Source organism: Trichlorobacter thiogenes, from assembly GCF_900167465.1.
GTDB classification, from domain to species: Bacteria; Desulfobacterota; Desulfuromonadia; order Geobacterales; family Pseudopelobacteraceae; genus Trichlorobacter; species Trichlorobacter thiogenes.
In genome coordinates this window covers 103,371-122,794 of record NZ_FUWR01000009.1, presented here as the reverse complement: position 1 = coordinate 122,794, position 19,424 = coordinate 103,371, and the positions used below count along the sequence as shown (strand labels likewise).

Annotated in this window: 18 protein-coding genes and 1 riboswitch; of the genes, 14 read left to right on the top strand and 4 right to left on the bottom strand. The window is 54.2% G+C overall.

Going from position 1 to position 19,424, the window contains the following annotated elements; all coding sequences use genetic code 11:
* Positions 1-12 precede the first annotated feature (12 nt).
* The 4 genes from B5D39_RS09485 to B5D39_RS09470 all read right to left on the bottom strand — a co-directional run bounded on the left by B5D39_RS09485 (position 13) and on the right by B5D39_RS09470 (position 4,225).
* Positions 13-678: an FKBP-type peptidyl-prolyl cis-trans isomerase gene (locus tag B5D39_RS09485; protein WP_078790224.1), complete on the bottom strand. Its 666-nt coding sequence runs from the start codon at positions 676-678 to the stop codon at positions 13-15.
* Between the two features lie 35 nt (positions 679-713).
* Entirely contained in the window at positions 714-1,157 is a 444-nt protein-coding gene (locus tag B5D39_RS09480) for a response regulator (protein WP_078790223.1), read from the bottom strand.
* A gap of 153 nt (positions 1,158-1,310) precedes the next feature.
* Positions 1,311-2,645 (bottom strand): sigma-54-dependent transcriptional regulator, encoded by a 1,335-nt coding sequence (locus tag B5D39_RS09475; protein WP_078790222.1) that lies wholly within the window; start codon positions 2,643-2,645, stop codon positions 1,311-1,313.
* The gene (locus B5D39_RS09470; protein ID WP_078790221.1) at positions 2,642-4,225 is read right to left on the bottom strand and encodes a PAS domain-containing sensor histidine kinase; all 1,584 of its coding nucleotides are present in this window, start codon (positions 4,223-4,225) and stop codon (positions 2,642-2,644) included. The genes B5D39_RS09475 and B5D39_RS09470 overlap by 4 nt, the downstream gene beginning before the upstream one ends.
* Positions 4,226-4,407: 182 nt before the next feature.
* Here B5D39_RS09470 and B5D39_RS09465 point away from each other — a divergent pair, with 182 nt between their 5' ends.
* The 14 genes from B5D39_RS09465 to B5D39_RS09400 all read left to right on the top strand — a co-directional run bounded on the left by B5D39_RS09465 (position 4,408) and on the right by B5D39_RS09400 (position 19,424).
* On the top strand, positions 4,408-4,977 hold the full coding sequence (locus tag B5D39_RS09465; protein WP_078790220.1) for a hypothetical protein: 570 nt from the start codon (positions 4,408-4,410) through the stop codon (positions 4,975-4,977).
* 65 nt (positions 4,978-5,042) lie between these two features.
* On the top strand, positions 5,043-7,052 hold the full coding sequence (locus B5D39_RS09460) for a TonB-dependent receptor (protein ID WP_139366740.1): 2,010 nt from the start codon (positions 5,043-5,045) through the stop codon (positions 7,050-7,052).
* A gap of 62 nt (positions 7,053-7,114) precedes the next feature.
* On the top strand, positions 7,115-7,627 hold the full coding sequence (locus B5D39_RS09455; protein WP_078790219.1) for a nitrous oxide reductase accessory protein NosL: 513 nt from the start codon (positions 7,115-7,117) through the stop codon (positions 7,625-7,627).
* 171 nt (positions 7,628-7,798) lie between these two features.
* On the top strand, positions 7,799-8,278 hold the full coding sequence (locus B5D39_RS09450) for a nitrous oxide reductase accessory protein NosL (RefSeq protein ID WP_078790218.1): 480 nt from the start codon (positions 7,799-7,801) through the stop codon (positions 8,276-8,278).
* 11 nt (positions 8,279-8,289) lie between these two features.
* On the top strand, positions 8,290-8,598 hold the full coding sequence (locus B5D39_RS09445; RefSeq protein WP_078790217.1) for a hypothetical protein: 309 nt from the start codon (positions 8,290-8,292) through the stop codon (positions 8,596-8,598).
* Positions 8,582-9,718 (top strand): ABC transporter permease, encoded by a 1,137-nt coding sequence (locus B5D39_RS09440; RefSeq protein WP_078790216.1) that lies wholly within the window; start codon positions 8,582-8,584, stop codon positions 9,716-9,718. Before B5D39_RS09445 ends, B5D39_RS09440 begins: the two co-directional genes overlap by 17 nt.
* 2 nt (positions 9,719-9,720) lie before the next feature.
* On the top strand, positions 9,721-10,449 hold the full coding sequence (locus B5D39_RS09435; RefSeq protein WP_078790215.1) for an ABC transporter ATP-binding protein: 729 nt from the start codon (positions 9,721-9,723) through the stop codon (positions 10,447-10,449).
* On the top strand, positions 10,446-11,444 hold the full coding sequence (locus B5D39_RS09430) for a hypothetical protein (RefSeq protein ID WP_078790214.1): 999 nt from the start codon (positions 10,446-10,448) through the stop codon (positions 11,442-11,444). The genes B5D39_RS09435 and B5D39_RS09430 overlap by 4 nt, the downstream gene beginning before the upstream one ends.
* A gap of 98 nt (positions 11,445-11,542) precedes the next feature.
* Complete coding sequence (locus B5D39_RS09425) at positions 11,543-13,846, top strand: cohesin domain-containing protein (RefSeq protein WP_244161381.1); 2,304 nt, start codon at positions 11,543-11,545, stop codon at positions 13,844-13,846.
* A 131-nt stretch (positions 13,847-13,977) separates the two neighbouring features.
* Positions 13,978-14,054, top strand: a riboswitch (cyclic di-GMP riboswitch).
* 222 nt (positions 14,055-14,276) lie between these two features.
* Positions 14,277-16,664, top strand: a complete 2,388-nt coding sequence (locus tag B5D39_RS09420; RefSeq protein WP_078790213.1) for a chitobiase/beta-hexosaminidase C-terminal domain-containing protein — start codon at positions 14,277-14,279, stop codon at positions 16,662-16,664.
* A 186-nt stretch (positions 16,665-16,850) separates the two neighbouring features.
* The gene (locus B5D39_RS09415) at positions 16,851-17,774 is read left to right on the top strand and encodes a type IV pilus biogenesis protein PilM (protein ID WP_078790212.1); all 924 of its coding nucleotides are present in this window, start codon (positions 16,851-16,853) and stop codon (positions 17,772-17,774) included.
* Positions 17,774-18,322 carry a PilN domain-containing protein gene (locus B5D39_RS09410; protein WP_078790211.1) on the top strand — a complete coding sequence of 183 codons (549 nt, stop codon included), beginning with the start codon at positions 17,774-17,776 and terminating at the stop codon, positions 18,320-18,322. The genes B5D39_RS09415 and B5D39_RS09410 overlap by 1 nt, the downstream gene beginning before the upstream one ends.
* On the top strand, positions 18,319-18,867 hold the full coding sequence (locus B5D39_RS09405; protein WP_078790210.1) for a hypothetical protein: 549 nt from the start codon (positions 18,319-18,321) through the stop codon (positions 18,865-18,867). Before B5D39_RS09410 ends, B5D39_RS09405 begins: the two co-directional genes overlap by 4 nt.
* Positions 18,864-19,424 carry a hypothetical protein gene (locus B5D39_RS09400; RefSeq protein WP_078790209.1) on the top strand — a complete coding sequence of 187 codons (561 nt, stop codon included), beginning with the start codon at positions 18,864-18,866 and terminating at the stop codon, positions 19,422-19,424. Before B5D39_RS09405 ends, B5D39_RS09400 begins: the two co-directional genes overlap by 4 nt.

The following is a 19,424-nucleotide window of genomic DNA, read 5'->3' as shown; positions in this document are numbered from 1 at the left end:
GCTCCTTGTGGATTACTTTTTAACTATTTCAAGCAGTTCAATATCAAACAGAAGTGTCGATTGGGGCGGAATCGCCTCGCCGGCCCCAGACTCAGCGTAGGCCAGAGCCGGAGGACAGATCAGCTTGGCCTTACCGCCAACCTTCATCTTCTGTACCCCTTCAGTCCAACACTTGATGACACCTGACAGCTTCAGATCCAGCGGCTTGCCCCTCTTGTAGGAGCTGTCAAACTCCTTACCGTCCACAAGGGTGCCACGGTAGTGGACTCTGACGGTGTCGGATTCAAGCGGACTGGCCCCTGTACCCTCTTTCAGCGACTGGTACACCATACCGGAGGCTGTCTTGACGGCTCCCGGTTCTTTTGCCGCCTTTGACAAGGTCTGGTCGCCCAGTGGAGCAAGGCGGGCTCCCAGTGCCTTGCGGCGATCGCGGGCCAGTTCCTGCACCTTAAGCGTATAGGCAGAGGCATCGATGGCGGCCTTTTTCCCGGACTGGGCGTCGGTCAGACCCAACAGGACATACTGAAACTCCTCCGGGCTGAGGCCGAAAACCGCCAGCTGACGCGATACTGTCTGGCCAATGGCATAGAAAGTCTTTTGTGCTTCGGTCTCAGGTGGACCAGCAGCAAGGACTGGTGTAGCACCAAGCAGGATAAGCAGAACGAACAGTAGTTTCATAACGGACAATCCTTTCATTGGGGTGGCTCTAACAACTACGTGATCAATACAGGGGAGAGGCCATTGGTAGACTCCCGAAGCTGAATCAACAGATCAAGGATCACTGCGGGCTGGACCGGCTTTTCAAGGTAATGATGAATCCCCAGATCAGACACCGACTGACGCGTCTGTTGGTCGCTGGTACCGGATGCCACAATGACACCGGCTGCAGGCTGCCGCCTGCGCACTTCACGCACCAGATCAAGACCATCTCTGGAATCAACGCCCTGCAAGCGCATATCTGCAACTACAGCCAGGTAGTTATGCTTTTCCAGATACTCAAGTGCCTCACACAGACAATCGCAACTATCGACAATCATCCCTTGCTGTTCCAACAGCTTACGATAGGCAAACAGAATACCCGGCTCGTCATCGACGATCAGTACCCGGTTGCAGTTGCAGCCATGCTGACAGCAGGCATGTGAAGGAGAGAGTGACATGCAGAGGGAATAATCAAGAAGCGTGCCGCAGGTACAACTTCAATAAATATGAAGAAAACAGGCAAGATAGAGGTGCAGCCAATTTATTTGTGCTTCTGTACAACAAACAGAGTGAGACGCCCCGTCTCATATTGAGACAGGGCGTCAAAGAAATCAGGGGGTGGGTTGGTTCAGCTGTTTGAGGCGACGATAGAGGGTAGCGCGAGAAAGGTTTAATGCCTTGGCAGCCTTGTCCACATTGCCGCCGTGCTGGGCAAGTACCGCTTGAATATGGGCTGTCTCAACCTGTTGCACGGTCTGCGGTTCAACCGACAGAGGGATTTGGGGCAACCGCTGTCCACCGTTTATGCAGGAAAATAAAGACTGCCGCAGCATACCGCCCGGCGGTGTCAGCAGCAAGGCACGTTCCAGAACATTACGCATTTCACGGATATTGCCGGGCCAGTCATAGGAAAGCAGCAGATCACGGACCTCATCGGTCAACAGCTGCTCAGTCGATCCCAGCTGGGCAAGCAGGTACGTGATGATAGCCATCAGGTCATCCCGACGCTCTCTAAGGGGGGGGAGATGGATATGGATCAGATTTATCCGGTAAAACAGATCCTGCCTGAAAACCCCTTCTGCACTAAGCGCATTTAAATCCCGGTGGGTGGCGCAGATCAGACGGAAGTCACTTTTTTGGAGTTTAACATCCCCCAGCCGTCGATAGGTCTTGTCCTCAAGCAGCTTCAGGAACTGGGCCTGCACTTCACTGCTCATATCACCGATTTCATCAAGAAACAGACTGCCGTGATCAGCAATATCAACCAGGCCACGACGGTCCTGATCAGCCGAGGTATAGGCCCCCCGCTGGGTACCGAAAAGCTCCCGTGCCAACATCTCACCACGCAGACTTGAGCAGTTCAATTCCACAAATTCATAGGGAGCACGCGAGCCCTGTTGATGAACCCACTTGGCCAGCATCCCCTTGCCGGTGCCGGTTTCACCGGTGATCAGCACCGGATGGCCATTATCAGCAGCCACTCTGGCGATCTGTTGCACCTCCTGCATCTCTGGGCCGACACCGAAAAAAATACCCTGTTGTTTTTCCAGTCGCTTGCGGGCAACGGACTGTCGCTTAAGCTTTCCCAGTTCAAGCGATTTAGCCACTGAGATTGAAAGAGTCGGCATATCAAGTGGCTTGGTCAAAAAGTTATCAGCGCCACGCTGCATCGCCTCAACCGCCAGGGGGATATCTCCGGCACCGGTCACCACAATAATCGGCACCAGATTCTGGGCTTCCCGTTCAGCGCTGATGAAATCAAGACCATTACCGTCAGGCAGGTTGATATCAATGATAATCAGATCAAAACGTTTCTCCACCATCAGCCTGGCCGCCTCGGCCAGTGATCCTGCCTCGCTGATCTGGTAACCGTCTTTTGAGAAATAGCGCACTACCCCGAAGCGGGTAACAGCACAGTCTTCAATCAATAAAATCTGTGGTTTCATGACAGGCACTCCTCAGAGACCTGTGGCAGCTGCAGCGTAACCGTACAGCCCGGCTCAGGATAATTGTTGCAGATCTGCACCACCCCTCCCATCTGTTCAACAAATTGCTTCACCAAGGCCAACCCCAACCCGGTCCCTCCCCGGCGGGTAGTAAAAAACGGTTCAAAGACCCGTTCTAATAACTCTGGAGCGATCCCGCTGCCGTGGTCAACCACCCGGAGCAGTATCTGCCCGCCGGCAAGATCTGATTGAGGCGTTTCCAGTACGAGCCTGATGGCACTGGCTGACAGGCTGTGCTGCCCGGCATTATCCAGCAGATTCAAAAGCACCTGCTGTAATCGATCAATATCGGCACGAACCATAACTTTTTCCAGTATCGGCGGGATCTCCAAATCAAATGTACGGTCGACCGTCTGATTGCTCCGCTGCCACAGTTGCACGGTCTGACGGCAGAATTCCGGGAGCAGGAGCGGCACCAGATTATCCTCCGGCAGACGACGCCCCAGATCCAGCAGATCATTCATCAAGCGAGCCAGACGGGTAACCTGTGAACGAATATGCTCAATGTAGGGGATCAACGTCTGGTTACCTTCAACGCCTTCCTCCCTGAAAAGAGCCTCTGTTACGGTCAAAATAGCATTCAACGGATTTCTGACCTCATGGGCCACACCAGCGGCGAGCTGGCCGATGGATTCTAGGCGCCGCGCTTCAGCCAGCTGATGCTCAAGCTCCTTACGTTCGGTACAGTCAGTAACAAAACCATACCAGATTACGCTGTTGTCCAACTGGCGCTGGGGCCGGGAGTTCCCCTGAAACCAGCGAACACCTTTGGAAGGGATAGCAGCTCGAAATTCATGGTGCCATGGGTTAAGGGTTTCAGCTGATTCCTGAATTGATGCCATCAGACCGGCCAGATCTTCAGCAACAATTTTATTAAAAACAGGCGCGGCATCAGACTGTAACTCTTCCGGCTGCGCCTCAAACAGATCAAGAATGGATTGGCTTGCATAGGGGATACTGTAGTGACCATCGGAGAAAAGTTGAAACTGGTAGATCCCGCCTGGAACCTGCCGGGAGATGTTGTTAAGCAGGTCATGACTCCGCTGCAGGGCACTATTGCACTGTTCAACCTGCTGTTCCAGTGCCGTCTGGTTATTACGAAGCGTACATTCCATCTCTTTCTGACGGGTACTATCATAACAACTGCCGATATAGCCGCAAAAGCAGCCGTCAATGGCATAGTGAGGGGAACCGTGATCCATAATCCAGCGATAAGAACCATCATGAAAGCGCAGCCGATACTCCATAGTAAACGGCTGTCTGGCCTCAAACGCGTCCAGATAGGTTTTAAGACACCCGGCCAGGTCTTCAGGATGGACTCCCTCCGTCCAACCATCGCCCAACTCCTGTTCCAGCGTCCGACCGGTAAAAAGCAGCCAGGTCTGGTTAAAGTAATCACAACGGGCATCCTGCCCTGAGTGCCAGATCAGGGCAGGAAACTGTTGGATAATCTCTGCACGGCCAACCGTTTCTCCTGAATCATCCAGCAGAGAGCATACAATTTTCCGGTGAGGAGCCATAGACACTGACCTCCAACAAAAGCGGGAGATGCGCTGCTTGTAGCTGAACCATAACGCTTGTCTCAAAATAAGACAACAAAAAACCAACCAACTCAACAATACCAAAACAGGTCTTCAATATCAGACAGTTAGCATACACGGCACGGTTTTTGATAATACGAAACAAGCTATCAGGAGTCCGTATGCCACCGCCATCCCTACATACAACCATAAGGCCGCTACGACGAGGCATCGCCGCCCTGATGGCAGCCATCTACCTGCTGATTGGCGTGGGACCGCTGCCCTCGCTGGCACTGCAGCCACTTTATCATGCCCATGATGGCCAGACCGCCTGCAGTGGAGACTGCAAGCGCGATGGTTGCTCTCTGCAAAGCCAGCTGAACCGCACCTGCTGTTGCTGGAAGAAAAAGCAGCAGGAGAGCCATCCGTTGGGAGCTGCTACTGACAAAACTGACTGTTGCCACACCACCTTGCCTGCCGAGTTGGTCCGCACTGTACTGGAAGAGACAACCGCCATCCAGCAGGAGCAACGGCCTGAACCAGAGACAGCAGAGACCGTTTTAAAATGCGGCTGCCCCTGCAACGGCAGTAGTCAGTCTGCACTGCTTAACAGCCAGAACCATGAAATCATGCCATTTTTCCACCGGGTGGTCATTATGCCACCTGAAGAACCACCCTACCCCCGCTACCCCGGTAACGAGCTGTATTCGCTTTCCTCCAAGCCACTGGTGCCCCCTCCAAAACCTGTCTGATTCGACAATCAGCGTCGTAGTCATTACTGCTGCTTACGAACAGAGAGCCAGGGAGGCGTATTACCATGACTGTACAACAGCTTTCGCTGCTGGCGCTGCTGCTGACACTGACAGCCCAGACAGCCCGCGCAGAAGAACATCTGCTGCTTGACGAAATCATTGTCCGTGCGGACAGAGAATCACCAAAGGAAGAGAGCCTTTCAGTCCGGGAGGTCCGCGAAAGCCCGGCCCGTGATATGGGAGAGGCACTGAAACAGGTTGAAGGGATCAACACGGTACACAAAGGGGCGATTGCCAATGATGTGGTACTGCGTGGTTTCCAGAAGGACAATATCAACGTCCTGGTGGACGGCGTGCGCCTGCATGGCGCCTGTCCCTCCCGGATGGACCCACCGGCGTTTCACTATGATTTTGCCGAGATTGAGCAGGTCAAAATCATTAAAGGCCCCTATGATCTCACCAATCCCGGCAGCCTGGGTGGTCTGATCGATGCCCAGACCAAAAGGCCTGGCAAGGGGTTTGGTGGAGAACTCAGCCTGGGCTATGGCGACTGGCACAGCACCAACGCTTCAGCCACCGCCTCCTATGCGACAGACAGCTATGATGGCCTGTTGGGCTATGCCTACAAATATTCCGATGTCCCAAAATCCGGCAACGGAAAACTGCTGACTGAGATCTACCCATCCACCAGCCCGAACCGTTACAAGACCGCCGCGGTTGATTCAAAGGCCTACGAAATCAACACCGGTTGGGGGAAATTAGGGTTCAATCCGACATCAAACTCTCGCACTGAGGTCAGCTATACCTATCAGGATGCGGATCATGTTCTGTATCCCTACCTGAAGATGGACGCCGACTACGACAAGACCCACCGTATGAACTGGAGCTACCGGGTTCAGAACATCTCGGCACTGCTGCAGGATCTGAAGCTGCAGGTTTACTGGGATCGTGTTAAACACCTGATGGATGACCGCGACCGTTTCAGTTCCAGCACATCGCCCCGGTTTTACTCCATGCAGACCGACGCTTCCACCCAGACCTACGGCGCCAAGCTGCAGGCTGCCCTGCAGATCGGACCGGGAACCCTTAAAAGCGGCCTGGATTACTATAACCGCAACTGGGATGCCACCAATCGCCGGGCCATGTATTTCAGTTACCGTGACCTTGCCATGATACCGGATGCCACGATCGAAAACGTCGGCCTGTTCAGTGAATACACCCTGCCGCTTGGCAGCCAGCTGAGCCTGACCGGCGGGGTACGTGGCGATCTGACCCATGCAGAAGCAGGTAGAACAAACACCATGGTGACGGCAGGCAGTTCAAAGGAATTCAGCAGCATCAGCGCAAATCTGCAATTAAACTATACCCCCTTCAAGGAGCTGACTGTCTTCACCGGCCTGGGGCGGGGTACCCGCACACCTGACCAGCAGGAGCTGTACCTTGATGTACCAGGCACACCGGCCTGGCGGGGCAACCAAAACCTTAAGGCAACCGTCAATCATCAGGTTGACCTGGGGGCCAAGTACGCCACGAACCGTTTCTACATCAATGCCTCCATCTTTTACAGCGACCTGCAGGATTACGTAAATTTCTACCAGGCATCTCCAACCCTGAAGAGCTACCAGAATATTCATGCCAGTATCTGGGGTGCTGAGCTGGGTAGCCAGATCTCGCTGCCGGCCGACCTGTTTTTACGGGGCGGGTTGTCATACACGGAAGGTCGCAATATCAGCGGCAACCGCCCCCTTTCCGAGATACCACCTCTGCGCGGCACCATTTCTATCCGCTATGACAACGGCAGATTCTTTGCTGAACTGCTTGAGACCTTAAGCCGTGAACAGGATCGCATTGACAGCAGCCTGAACGAGCAAAAGACTGCCGGATGGGTGACCACTGACCTGAAGGCAGGCTATCAATACAAAGGGTTCTCAGTTACCGGCGGCATTAACAATCTTCTGGACACCCAGTACTACAGCCACCTGTCCTATCTGCGCGACCCCTTTGTCAGTGGTGTTGGCTATCGGGTTCCGGAAAACGGACGGAACGTCTATCTGAGCATGGCCTATAAATTCTAGCGAGGCCCAATGGACAACAGGCAAAAACCGCGTTACACATACTTAAGACAGGAGAACAAACAATGAAAAACATGCTGAAATTTCTGGTTGCGATAGCCCTTTTGCTGACGACTGCCGCTCTGGTTACAGCCACTGACAAGGTTGAAGGCCCGGACAGCTGTAAGTACTGCGGCATGGACCGCACCAAGTTTGCCCATAGCCGGATGCTGATAACCTATCATGATGGCAGCTCGGTCGGCACCTGCAGCGTGCATTGCACGGCTGTGGAACTGGCCAATAACATTGACAGGATGCCGACCTCCATCAAGGTGGGTGACTTTACCACCCAAAAGCTGATTGATGCAGAGACCGCCCACTGGGTGATCGGCGGCGACAAGATGGGGGTCATGACCGCCCGGGCCAAATGGGCCTTTGCCAACAAGGCTGACGCCGAGGCATTCATAAAGGCACACAAGGGAACCCTGGGCAGTTTTGATGATGCCATCAAGGCGGCCTATGAAGATATGTACAAAGACACAAAAATGATCCGTGAACGCCGCAAGATGATGAAGATGAAGCATAGCGGCCAGCACTAAACCAGGAAAAAGCAGTTGCACGCGGAGACGCAGAGACGCGAAGAGTAAAATCAAACCGTCACAGCATGTTGCAACTTCATCTGGATTGATTATTCCATGTGTTGAAGTAAGCATCTGGTTTTCTCTGCGAGCTTCGCGGCTCCGCGTGAACAACTGGTTAAAGGATCTGTCATGAAGCGTTTTTCCCTACTATTTTCAGCTATTATCTGCCTCTGGCTGAACGTGGCATCTGCCTTGGCAGCGCCTGCTGCCCCCGCGCCGGGGCCAAAGGACAAGTGCCCGGTCTGCGGCATGTTTGTCCATAAGTATCCGGCCTGGACAGCGGCAATCAGATTCAGTGACGGTAGCCATGCCTGGTTTGACGGTGCCAAGGACCTGTTTATCTACCTTAACAACCTGCCCAGATACGCACCAACCAGAAAACCGGCCATGATCTCGGCCATGCTGGTCAAGGACTACTATTCACTGAAGCTGATTGACGGTAAGACCGCCTTTTATGTAATTGGCAGTACCGTGTACGGACCGATGGGACATGAACTGGTTCCCCTGGCAAAACAGACCGAAGCGCAGGAGTTTTTAAAAGACCACGGGGGCAAGCGGATTGTCAGGTTTCATGAGATTACCCCTGCCCTGCTGAAGTCACTGGAGTGACCGGAACAGCCATGCGTCCTTCCACCTGCTTCATACTGTTGCTGACGACCGGCCTTGTGCTCCTGCTGCTGATGGGGATTCACGCCCGCAGCAGCAGGATCAGCCGTCAGGCAGAATTGCAGGAACGGGCCATGCTGGTCCACCGGTTACGGCTGACCGATCTCTGTCTGTTTACCGAGGCCCGCTACACCCGCCACCCGGCCATGGCTGATCTGCACGCACCATTTCAGGATCACCCGACCGCCCTTGAACATTTCCCCTCCGGCTCACTGGTGACACCACCCGTCACCCTGCAGAGGTCCTATGCACCACGCCCTTAGCCGCCACCGCAATATCCTTGATTTTGCCCTATCCTCGCTTTTGAGGCGCAAGGCCAAAAACATCTCCCTGTTTCTGGTCTATACCCTGATCATCTTTGTGATTGCATCGCTAATCTTTTTTGTGCAGGCCCTGAAACGGGAAGCGGCCCTACTGCTGGCCGAGGCGCCTGACATGGTGGTGCAGCGGATGATTGCCGGCCGCCACGACCTGATACCGACCAACTATGGGGAAAAAATCAGCGCCATCCGCGGGGTATCAGAGGTCACACCACGCCTGTGGGGCTATTACTATGACCCGGTTTTTCAGGCAAATTACACCCTGCTGGCGCCGGATACGGCTCCTCCCCCGCCCGGTTCGATCACCATCGGCAGCGGTGTTGCCAGAAACCTGCGGATCAAGACCGATGATCTGGTGACCTTCCGCTCCTACAGCGGCACGCCGCTGCTCCTGACCGTCTCCGGCATCATGCCGTTACATTCGGAGCTGGTGTCTGCTGATCTGGTGTTGATGGCTGCTGAGGATTTTCAGGCCATGTTCAGGATGCCCAAGGATGTTGCCACCGACCTGGCAGTTACCGTCGCCAACCCCCGTGAGCTGGTGACCGTGGCCAACAAGATTGTTGAACTGTTTCCTGACACCCGCCCGATTTTAAAGAGTGAACTGCTACGGACCTACGACTCGCTGTTTGACTGGCGTGGCGGGATGATGGTGGTGATGCTGGCAGTGGCGCTGTTCTCCTTTGTGATCTTTGCCTGGGACAAAGCCAGTGGCCTTTCGGCTGAAGAGCGCAAAGAGATCGGTATCCTTAAATCAATCGGCTGGGAGACCGGCGATGTCCTGCTGCTGAAGTTCTGGGAAGGAGCCGTGATTTCTCTGACCGCCTTCCTGGCCGGTGTGTTACTGGCCTACGGACATGTCTTCTTTTCATCAGCCGCCCTGTTTTCCCATGCCCTGAAAGGCTGGGCTATTCTGTATCCGCAGTTCAGACTGGTGCCGACCATCGATGGTTATCAACTTTCGGTGTTGTTTGTGCTTTCGGTGCTGCCCTATACGGCAGCCACCATCATCCCTGCCTGGCTGGCAGCAACCATTGCCCCTGATGCAGCCATGAGGTCATAACCATGATTGCACTGCAGCAGGTTACCAAAACCTTCTCCATTAGCCCGACCACCAGCTTTACGGCGGTGGACAACGTCAGCCTCACCATTGAACGCGGCACCATGACGATCCTGAAAGGCCCCAGCGGATCAGGTAAGACCACCCTGCTGGCCTTAATCGGCTGCATGACCAGACCAAGTTCGGGGCGGATCATGCTCCAGGGGGTCGAAACCAGCTTCTTTCAGGCAACAGACAGGTCTGAGGGCTTTGACAGTTCCAGTCTGCCGGAGCGGTTCCTGACCGAAATCCGCCGTTCCACCTTCGGTTTCATTTTCCAGCAGTTTAACCTGATCAAGGGGATCAGTGCCCTGCAGAACATCATGCTACCGGCCTACCCCACCGGCGAGCAACAGCCGGTGGTCAGACAGCGGGCAGTGGAGCTGATGGAACAGTTTGATCTGCTGCGTCATTGCAACTCACCGGTGGAATGGCTGTCAGGGGGAGAGCTGCAGCGGGTGGCCATTGCCCGTGCCCTGATTAACAACCCGATTGCCATTATTGCTGACGAGCCGACCGCCCACCTGGACAGCCAGCTTTCCCAGGCCTTTATGGAAAGCATCGGCCTGCTCAAAGACAGCGGTAAAACAGTCCTGATCGCCAGCCATGACCCGATTGTCTATAACTCGTCACGGGCAGATCAGGTGGTGGAGATGCGGGATGGACGGATTGTCCAGCAGGAACCACCGGTATGATCCAGCACCCTGCCATACTGGCGCTGATGACTGCGTCGCTGATCGTCAGCGGCCTGCTGTTGTACGCCGGCTGGTTTGGTATGCAGATTCTGAGAAACTGGGACCTTACCAGCGGCAGTGAGCTGCAGCTGCAACTGGAACGGCGCACCTATCTGATTGCGACGATCATGAGTTATGCCCTGCTGTTTCAGTCGATCTCTCTGTTCCTGTACCTCTACACCGCCGATGGACTGCATATCCTGTTTACCGGCGCCATGTGCGCGGCCGGTACCCTGCAGGTAAACAGCTACGGCTATCCGACCCTGATCATGAAGCTGATCAACTGTCTGCTGGCAGGTTGCTGGCTGATTGTCAACCATGCCGATACCAAAGGCTATGACTACCCGCTGATCAAGCCCAAATACTTCCTGCTACTGGGCCTGGTGCTGCTGGTACTGGCTGAAACGGTGTTGCAGTTCAACTATTTTCTCCACCTGAAGGGGGATCTGATCACCTCCTGCTGCGGCAGTCTGTTTGGCAGCGACAAGCCGAGCATTGCCGGAGAGCTGGCCGGTCTGCCGTACCGGATCATGCGACCGCTCTTTTTCAGCACCATGGTTGTGCTCTTCTGCTGCGGCATCCGGCTCTACCTGAAAGGGACCGGCGGTTATCTCTATGCGGTTGTTTCCGCGTTTGCCTTTCTGGTCTCCCTGGCAGCACTGATCTCCTTTATCGGACTCTATTACTACGAGCTACCCACCCACCACTGCCCCTTCTGTATCCTGCAAAAAGAATACGGCTACATCGGTTATCTGCTCTATGCCACGCTGTTGGGCGGCATGATCAGCGGCAGCAGCATCGGCCTGCTGATGCCGTTCAGAACCCGCCCCAGCCTGGCTCCCTTCCTGCCACGCCTGCAGCAGCGACTGATTCTGGTGTCGCTGACCTGCTACCTGCTGTTCACCGCCCTGGTATCCTACCGGATGCTGACCGCCAATTTCAGACTGGGCGGTTAATCTTTCGCTTGTTTCTTGGTAAAGGGAAACGCTATAGATAGTCTATGGTTACCGTGACAGCTTCGATACAGCGCACTATCCGACTCCTGACCGCTTTGATGCTGAGCACTGCGCTCTGTCTGTCCGGCTGTTCTGCAGCCCAAAAGGCGTTCAGCAAGGGGGAGCAGCTGGAACAGGAAGGCAACTTTGAGGCGGCCATGTATTCCTATGCCGAGGCATTCAGCAAAAACGCCGCAGAGGGCAGCTATCGCCTGAGTTTTTTCAGGGCCCGCGAGACAGCTGCCAAACAACGGGCAAAGGCAGGCCACGAACTGATGGCAGAGGGACGTTACGGCGCTGCTCAGGAGAATTTTCAAGCAGCTGCGGTCCTTGATCCAACGACGGAACGGTTCAAACAACTGACTGAGCAGGCCGCACGCCTGGAACTTGCACAGAAAAGCTACCTTGCCGGTCTGGATTTTGAACAAAGTAATAACCTGCCCTATGCTCAGAGTGCCTATCTGCGTGCCATTGCATTACACCCTGACTTCAAGTTGTATCAAGAGGCGCTTGGCCGAATCTCAATGACGCCAACAACCCGCCTTGACGGACGAGAACTCCAGTTAAAATCAGCTAAACCGCTGACCCTTAAAGCAAGTGGCACCAGACTGAAAGAGTTCTTTGCCACCATTACCAGGCTTTCCGGGATCAACTTTATCTTTGACCCGGACATTAAGGAGCAACCGGTACGTATTGCACTGGAAAACAGTTCATTTCGTCAGGCGCTTGACCAGCTGGCAGCCCAGTACAAACTCGGCTATGCCGTTATAAATGAGACTGCCGTCCTGATCTATCCGCAAAGCACGGAAAAGACCAAGCAGTATCAGGATATGCAGCTGCGCACCTTCCACCTGAATTATCTTGAAGCAAAGAAGGCGGCCAACCTGATCAGGACCATGCTGCAGGTACGCAAGCTCTACATCAATGAGGATGCCAACGCACTAGTGGTGCGTGATACCCGTGAAGTCAATGATGTGATTGAAAAGATTCTGGCAGCCAATGACCAGCCAGAGGCAGAGGTGCTGCTGGATGTTGAGGTGATTGAGATCAGCGACAAGAATGCCAAAAATGTGGGACTGTTGCTAAGCAACTACGACGTTCAGCTGGGGGCATTCAAAGGGAGTAAGCTGCTGGCCACAACATTGAAAGAGACCACCTCCACCACCTCAACCACCGTTATCACAGACGCAACCATCGACAATCTGGTGAAGGCCTTTTCCATGGGGGGCTACGGTGGTTTTGTCACGGTTCCCAATGCCCAGTACAACTTTGGCAAGACCCTGGCCAACGGCGAGGTACTTTCCAATCCCAAGTTACGGGTTAAAAATAAGGAAAAGGCCAAGTTTAATGTGGGCACCAGGGTACCGATCACCACCACCACCATGGCCACCACCGGCACCACTTCGCAGGTTAACGTGCAGTACGTGGATGTGGGGGTCAAGGTCAATGCGGAACCGACCATTCAACTGAACAACGAGGTCTCCATCAAGCTGGGGCTTGAGGTCAGTTCCATTATCTCCCGCGAGACCGTAGGGGGCAAAGACAGTGCCACCACGGTGGTCACCATCGGCACCCGTAACCTGGATACCGTCTTAAGCCTGAAAGATGGCGAGACCAGCGTAATTGGCGGCCTGATTGCCAACGCCAAGAGCGACAGCAAGCAGAAGATCTTCCTGCTGGGTGATATCCCCCTTATCGGACCACTGCTGTCAAACACCAAGTCCGACAATGACAAGACCGAGCTGATTCTGGCCATTACACCGCGTCTGGTCAGGGGGGTGGCTGTGCCTCAGCAACCTCTGACCTCATTCAGTAGCGGTAAAGAAGATCTTCCGGCGCTGCAACCTCCTGCTCCAACACAACGCCAGGCACTGTTCAGACCAGCTGGCGCTGCTCCTGCAGCAGCTCAGGCAGCACAACCGGCACCTACTACACCGGCAGCACCGCTTAAGCCGGGTATTCTGAAATTTGCAGCCTCCAGCCTGGTTGCGGTTGGACAGCAATTCACGGTGCAGGTCATGGTTGATGAGATAACTGATCTCAAGGGTGGTTCCTTTACCCTTTCGTACACACCAGCTCTTCTGCACTTACTCTCTGTTACCGAAGGCAGCCTGCTCAACCAGAATGGTGATCCCACCAGTTTTTCAACACAAGCTGACCCGTCCAACGGTTCAATACTTATTACCCTGTCGCAAACCACCCCAGGTCCAGGTGCAACAGACGGCGGCAATCTGGCAACCCTGGTGTTCAGGGCAAGAAACAAAGGGCAAGCCACGCTTGGAGTTACCCAGACCAGCCTACTCAGTTCATCTAACCACCCCCTGCCGTTTAAAATCACCAACAAACTGATCGAAATTCAGTAGCGGCCACAGCGTTTCAATTGCAACACTTTTACGCAACGCCTATTTGCAACTTTTTCTTGACAAGTTTAATGCGCATACCTTATTGTAAAGATCAGATCATCAACAAATGACACCCACAATTAAACAGATGATATCGACACTACTAAACTATCCGTGAGGATAGGACGGAAAGCCTACAGGGTCTCCACGAGACAGCCAGGTCGCCGAAATATCAAACAATTGATACAGGTGATCTGGCTTTTTACATCTGATCAGCGCCACCACGGCAAGAGAGGAGGGAAAGAAGAGTTTTGCAGCAGCAGAAATGAAACATCACCATCTGGTCTGGTTTTGACAACGATCCTCCTGCACTGTGCCGTCAATACCGCCGAAAGCGAATCTGCAACAACAGTATTCGATCTGAGCGGAAGCACCGCAAAGGAGCCTATGTATGAAGAATCTGTCCGGCCTGATCTGTTTTGTCGTGACCCTGGCTGTCACGACAATGGCCTCAGCAGCCAGCTACACCCTGACCATCACTACAGACAAGACCAGCTACGCCCCTGGTCAGACCATGAACATTACAGCAATCTTCAAAAAAGACAGCACCGGCATCACCTCCCCCAGCAAACGAGAGGTCAGAATCAAGGATTCATCCGGCAACGAGCTGGTGAAAACCAGCATGAGCAATGCAGGTAGCGGCAAATACACCTATGCCTACAAACTCTCAAGTGCTGCCAGGACCGGCAAGTATGAAGTTCGAGGTGAGTTTGAATCGAATGGCAACAAGAAAACGGCCTATAGCTACCCCCTGGTTGCAACCAGCACCGTTGATACAATCGCCCCGATCACCTCTGTTTCTCCGGCAGGCGGCAGCTACACCACGACACAGTCAGTCAGACTGACTGCCAACGAGACCGCCACCATCTACTACACCACCAACGGCAGCACACCGACCACTGCATCTGCAAAATACAGCGCACCGCTTACCATTAGTGCCACCACTACGTTGAAGTATTTTGCCAGGGATACAGCGGGCAACAACGAGGCGGTCAAGACCGCCACCTACACTATCAGTTCAACACCACCAGCAGATACAACCGCCCCGGTCACCTCTGTTTCTCCTGCAGGCGGCAGCTATACCACGGCACAGTCTGTCAGACTGACTGCCAACGAAGCAGCCACCATCTACTACACTACCAACGGCAGCACGCCGACCACCGCTTCTGCCGTGTACAGCGCACCGCTTGCCATCAGTGCCACCACCACCTTAAAGTACTTTGCCAGAGATACCGCTGGTAACAACGAGGCGGTCAAGACCGCCACCTACACCATCGGCTCTTCCGGTGGCAGCGGCCCCCACGCCAATCTGACCTATACCGGCAACACCATGTGCCTGCAATGCCACACCAAACAGGCCACCGATCTGGCAGGTTCTGTCCATTACAAGTGGGAGTCACCCTATGACAAGATCAGCAACAAGCCGGGTGTAACCGGCGGCAAGCTGAACACGGCAGTTAACGCCTACTGTATCAATACCCTGGGTAACTGGAACGGCTGCGGTTCATGCCATATCGGCGCCGGAGCCAAGCCGGGCACGGTTGCCGATGCCACCAAAAATATTGACTGCCTGGTCTGTCACCAGAAAGAATACAAACGGACCCGTAACAGCACCACCGGACTGTTTGAGCCGGACACCACCACCATGACCATCTCAATGGATGCCGCTGTTCAGACCCTGCACAAGCCGGTTAAATCAAACTGTCTGCAGTGCCATGCCAAAGGCGGCGGCGGCGATGCCCTTAAACGTGGTGATCTGGCCCTGATCAACGGCACCACCACTGATCGTAACTACGACGTCCATATGGCCAGCACCGGCGCCAACCTGAGCTGCCAACAGTGCCACACCACCACCAACCATCATGTGGCCGGTCGCGGTTCAGACCTGAGACCCACGGACAGCACGACAACCGTTGGTTGCGCAACCAGCAGTTGCCACAGCAACAAGGCTGCCCTTAATGCAGGGCATGCCACAACTGCCATTAACACACACCTGAAGCGGGTTGCCTGCCAGACCTGCCATATCCCGACCTACGGGAAACAGGCTGCGGATGCGGTATTAAACACGACTACCGGCTTTGGCGACCAGAAGACCGAAACTGACCGTACCTGGGCAACACCTGAATGGTCAGTGGCCAATAACCGTTGGGAGCCGACCGTGGTAAAATCCAACAATCTGAAGCCGATCTATGCCTTCTTTGACGGCAGTTCCTGGGTTTATGACCTGCATGACGTTGCGGTAATCGACCCGGCTACCGGTAACTACAAGATCAGTCGCCCTAACGGCGGTATCAACACCCCTAACACCAAGCTGTATCCGTTCAAGTACAAGACTTCAACCCAGCCGATACACACCGCCAGCGGCAAGTTGATTGCCCTGAACACCTCGGTCTACTTCAAGACCGCAGATGTGGCCGGTGCAATTCAGTCCGGTCTGACCAACATGGGGCTACCTGCCGGTGACCCCTACACCATGGTCAAGGCTGACGAATACCAGATGTTGAACCATACGGTATCACCCAAGGCATCTGCCCTGCAGTGTGCTGCCTGCCACGGCACCACCAGCACACCGGCAACCCAGATGAACCTGAAGTCGATGGGCTACATATTGAAAGGCACCGAAGCGACTGTATGCACCCAGTGCCATGGCACTGAAGACATGCCGAGTTTCACCTCGTTGCACAGCAAGCATGTGACCAGCAAAAAGATTGACTGTTCCATGTGTCACACCTTCAGTCGAGCAGCGGAACGGGGACTTACCATAGGCATAAAAAATTAACTGATGGCTTGACCTTGAAAACCGACTCGCGTTTAAAAAGCCCGCCGACATAAGTAGCGGGCTTTTTAAACGTGATTATACAACGTCGTCAGATTGACACCGACAGGCTTGAATGGTACTTTAAATGCTTACACGAAAGACCTGATCTGCCCGTACACAACTATTTTAAGACTATCTGGAACACTTATGGGTCTCTTGCAGCGAAAAGCAATTGGTATTGAAATCAGCCATGGCGGGATTGCGGCTGTTATGCTCTGCTGCTCGCCAGGCAACAAAATCACCCTGCAACGGACAAACCGCACAACACTCCCTGCCGGAACAATCAACCCCAGCCTGAAAGAAGCCCAGGTACTTCAACCTTCCGCCTTTGTCAACTCGCTTCGTGAAGCATGGGGCAGCCTCCACCTCTCCATTCGCCAGATTGCGCTTTCGTTGCCCGACAGCGCAGGGCTTATGATGTTGCTAAGCCTGAACGAACCATGGAAAACCCATGACGAAGCAATTGAGATAATCCGCTGGAAACTGGCAAAGCGGTTAGGGCTGGTTCCAGAACTGCTTCAGCTTGATTTCCAGCTAGTGGAGCGCAAGCAGGACGGCAGTACCGATCTGCTGGTTGCCCTGGCCCAGCGTACCATTATCCAACAGTACGAAGAACTGACGCTGGAAGCAGGACTGCAACCGGTACGGATCGGGTTCCATACGCTACACCTGTTACGGCTGCTTGACCGTCTGGCGATAGAAACCGGTCAGATTATCACCATGTATGACAATGCCCTTGGCACCGTTGCACTGTCTGATGCCAAGCCACTTTTCTACCGGGTCAAAACAGTGCCGACCGGATCAGAGCAAACCGGGCTGCTGCGCCGTGAACTGGCAGCATCTCTGTCAGCCGCCCGGCATACCTATGGCGGCATCCTGCCCGGAAGCTACCATGCCTTTGCAGCCCCCCATAACGGATCACTTACCGCATTGTTAACCGAGACACGCGGCACCCCACCGACCATGGTCGCCTTGGAATCACTGGTTGATTTCGGGGCAGAGCTAAGCATCCCCCCACACCAGCTGTTTCAAGCCAGTGCCGCCATTGGTGCTGCCGTCGGGGCTGCCTGATGCAAACGACCATTAATCTCGCCACCCGCCGCTATTACAACCGCAGCCGATTCAAGGCCGTACTGTTGTGCATACTCGCCCTGCTGCTTCTCCTTTGTACCCTTGGTATCAGGCAGCTGATCGCGTATCAGAATGATTCAAAAAAACTTTCAGCAGAGATCAACGTTCTTGACAAACGACTTGCTGCACCTCCATCAGGAGTAGCTGAAAAAGAATTCAACCTGCACAGCCAGCAACTAAGCTCCCTTAACAGCATTTTGGCCCAACGCCGTAATTCCCAACGGGTACTTTTGGATCTGCTGGAACAGGCCACCCCCAGCGGTGTTGCCTATACAGCGATAACTCCTGACCCAAAAGACAAAACCGTTAAACTTGAAGGACGTGTACGCAGTCTGGCACTGCTCACGGATCTGCTGGAACGGCTGGGCAGCACCAGCGGCATTAAGACTCCCACCTTGCTTTCAACCGAAGACAGCCAGCAAAAAGGTATGCCGGGAGCACCTGGCGGCATCAAGTTTGCAATCTCCATGGGATGGAACGGCCCATGAGAAAAGCACTGGCACTACAGATACTGCGTGAAAATCGCATACTAGTAACAGCACTGCTGCTGGCTCTGCTTGTATGCTGTTCGCTCTGGTATGCCACCTTCCGCCAAAGCAGCCAATTGGCGCAGCTGCAATCAGACTGGAACAGTAAACGGCGCATGACCGCTCCCCGTGCAGAAGCCCAGCGGGCTGACAACTACCAGCGCGACAAAGAACAGTTGCAACAACTCTACGCAACCATTCCGTACCGGCATGAATTCCCCCGTGTGATTAGTGAAATTATGGATTTCATGGCGCTGCGCGGCGCCACATCAGGTGGTATGAGTTACAAAGTCAGAAAGACTGACCTTAACGGCCTGTTGGCCTACACCATGACCTGCTCAGCCAGTGGCAGCTACCCAGGACTGAAACGTCTGATAGGCGATCTGGAACGGCTTGACGGTATATCCACCCTTGATAGCGCCTCTTTCAGCACCCCTGACGCTGCCCTTGAAAAAGTCGTACTGGATCTTCAACTCACCATATACCTGCAGGAGAAGCAGCCATGAACCGCCAAAAACAGCTGCTGGCCATACTCCTGACATTTTTTATCCTTTCACTGGCCTATGCCTGGTTTCGCACTCCCCGGCAAAAGGCTGCCTCACCCCGGCCAACAGCCGCTAAAACAGCAGTTTCTCGCCCGGCACCGGCAGCAAAGCCCGCCGTAACAACAACGGCGATACCAACACCCTACCTGCCTCTGGCACTGCCAGAGCCGGAACAGGCTGAAGTGCGGATCAAGCGGGATCTTTTCATACCGCTGCAGGTAATTGAAGCCAGGATTGCCGCAAAAAAAGCGGCCGCCATCAAACCGCCGCCACCTCCCCCGCCACCTCCACCACCAACGCCTCAGGAACTGGCCCGTACAGAACTGGCACAGTATAAATCGCTGGGGATGCTGAAAAAACAGGGCAAACAGGTGGCATTTCTATCCAGGGGAGGCCAGATCAAACTGATTCGCCTGGGTGACAGCCTGATCAGCGGCTACAAAGTGACGGCCATCACCGATGACAGATTGGTGCTGCGTGCTGATGACGGGGATGAGATGTCGTTGGCAATGCGGTAA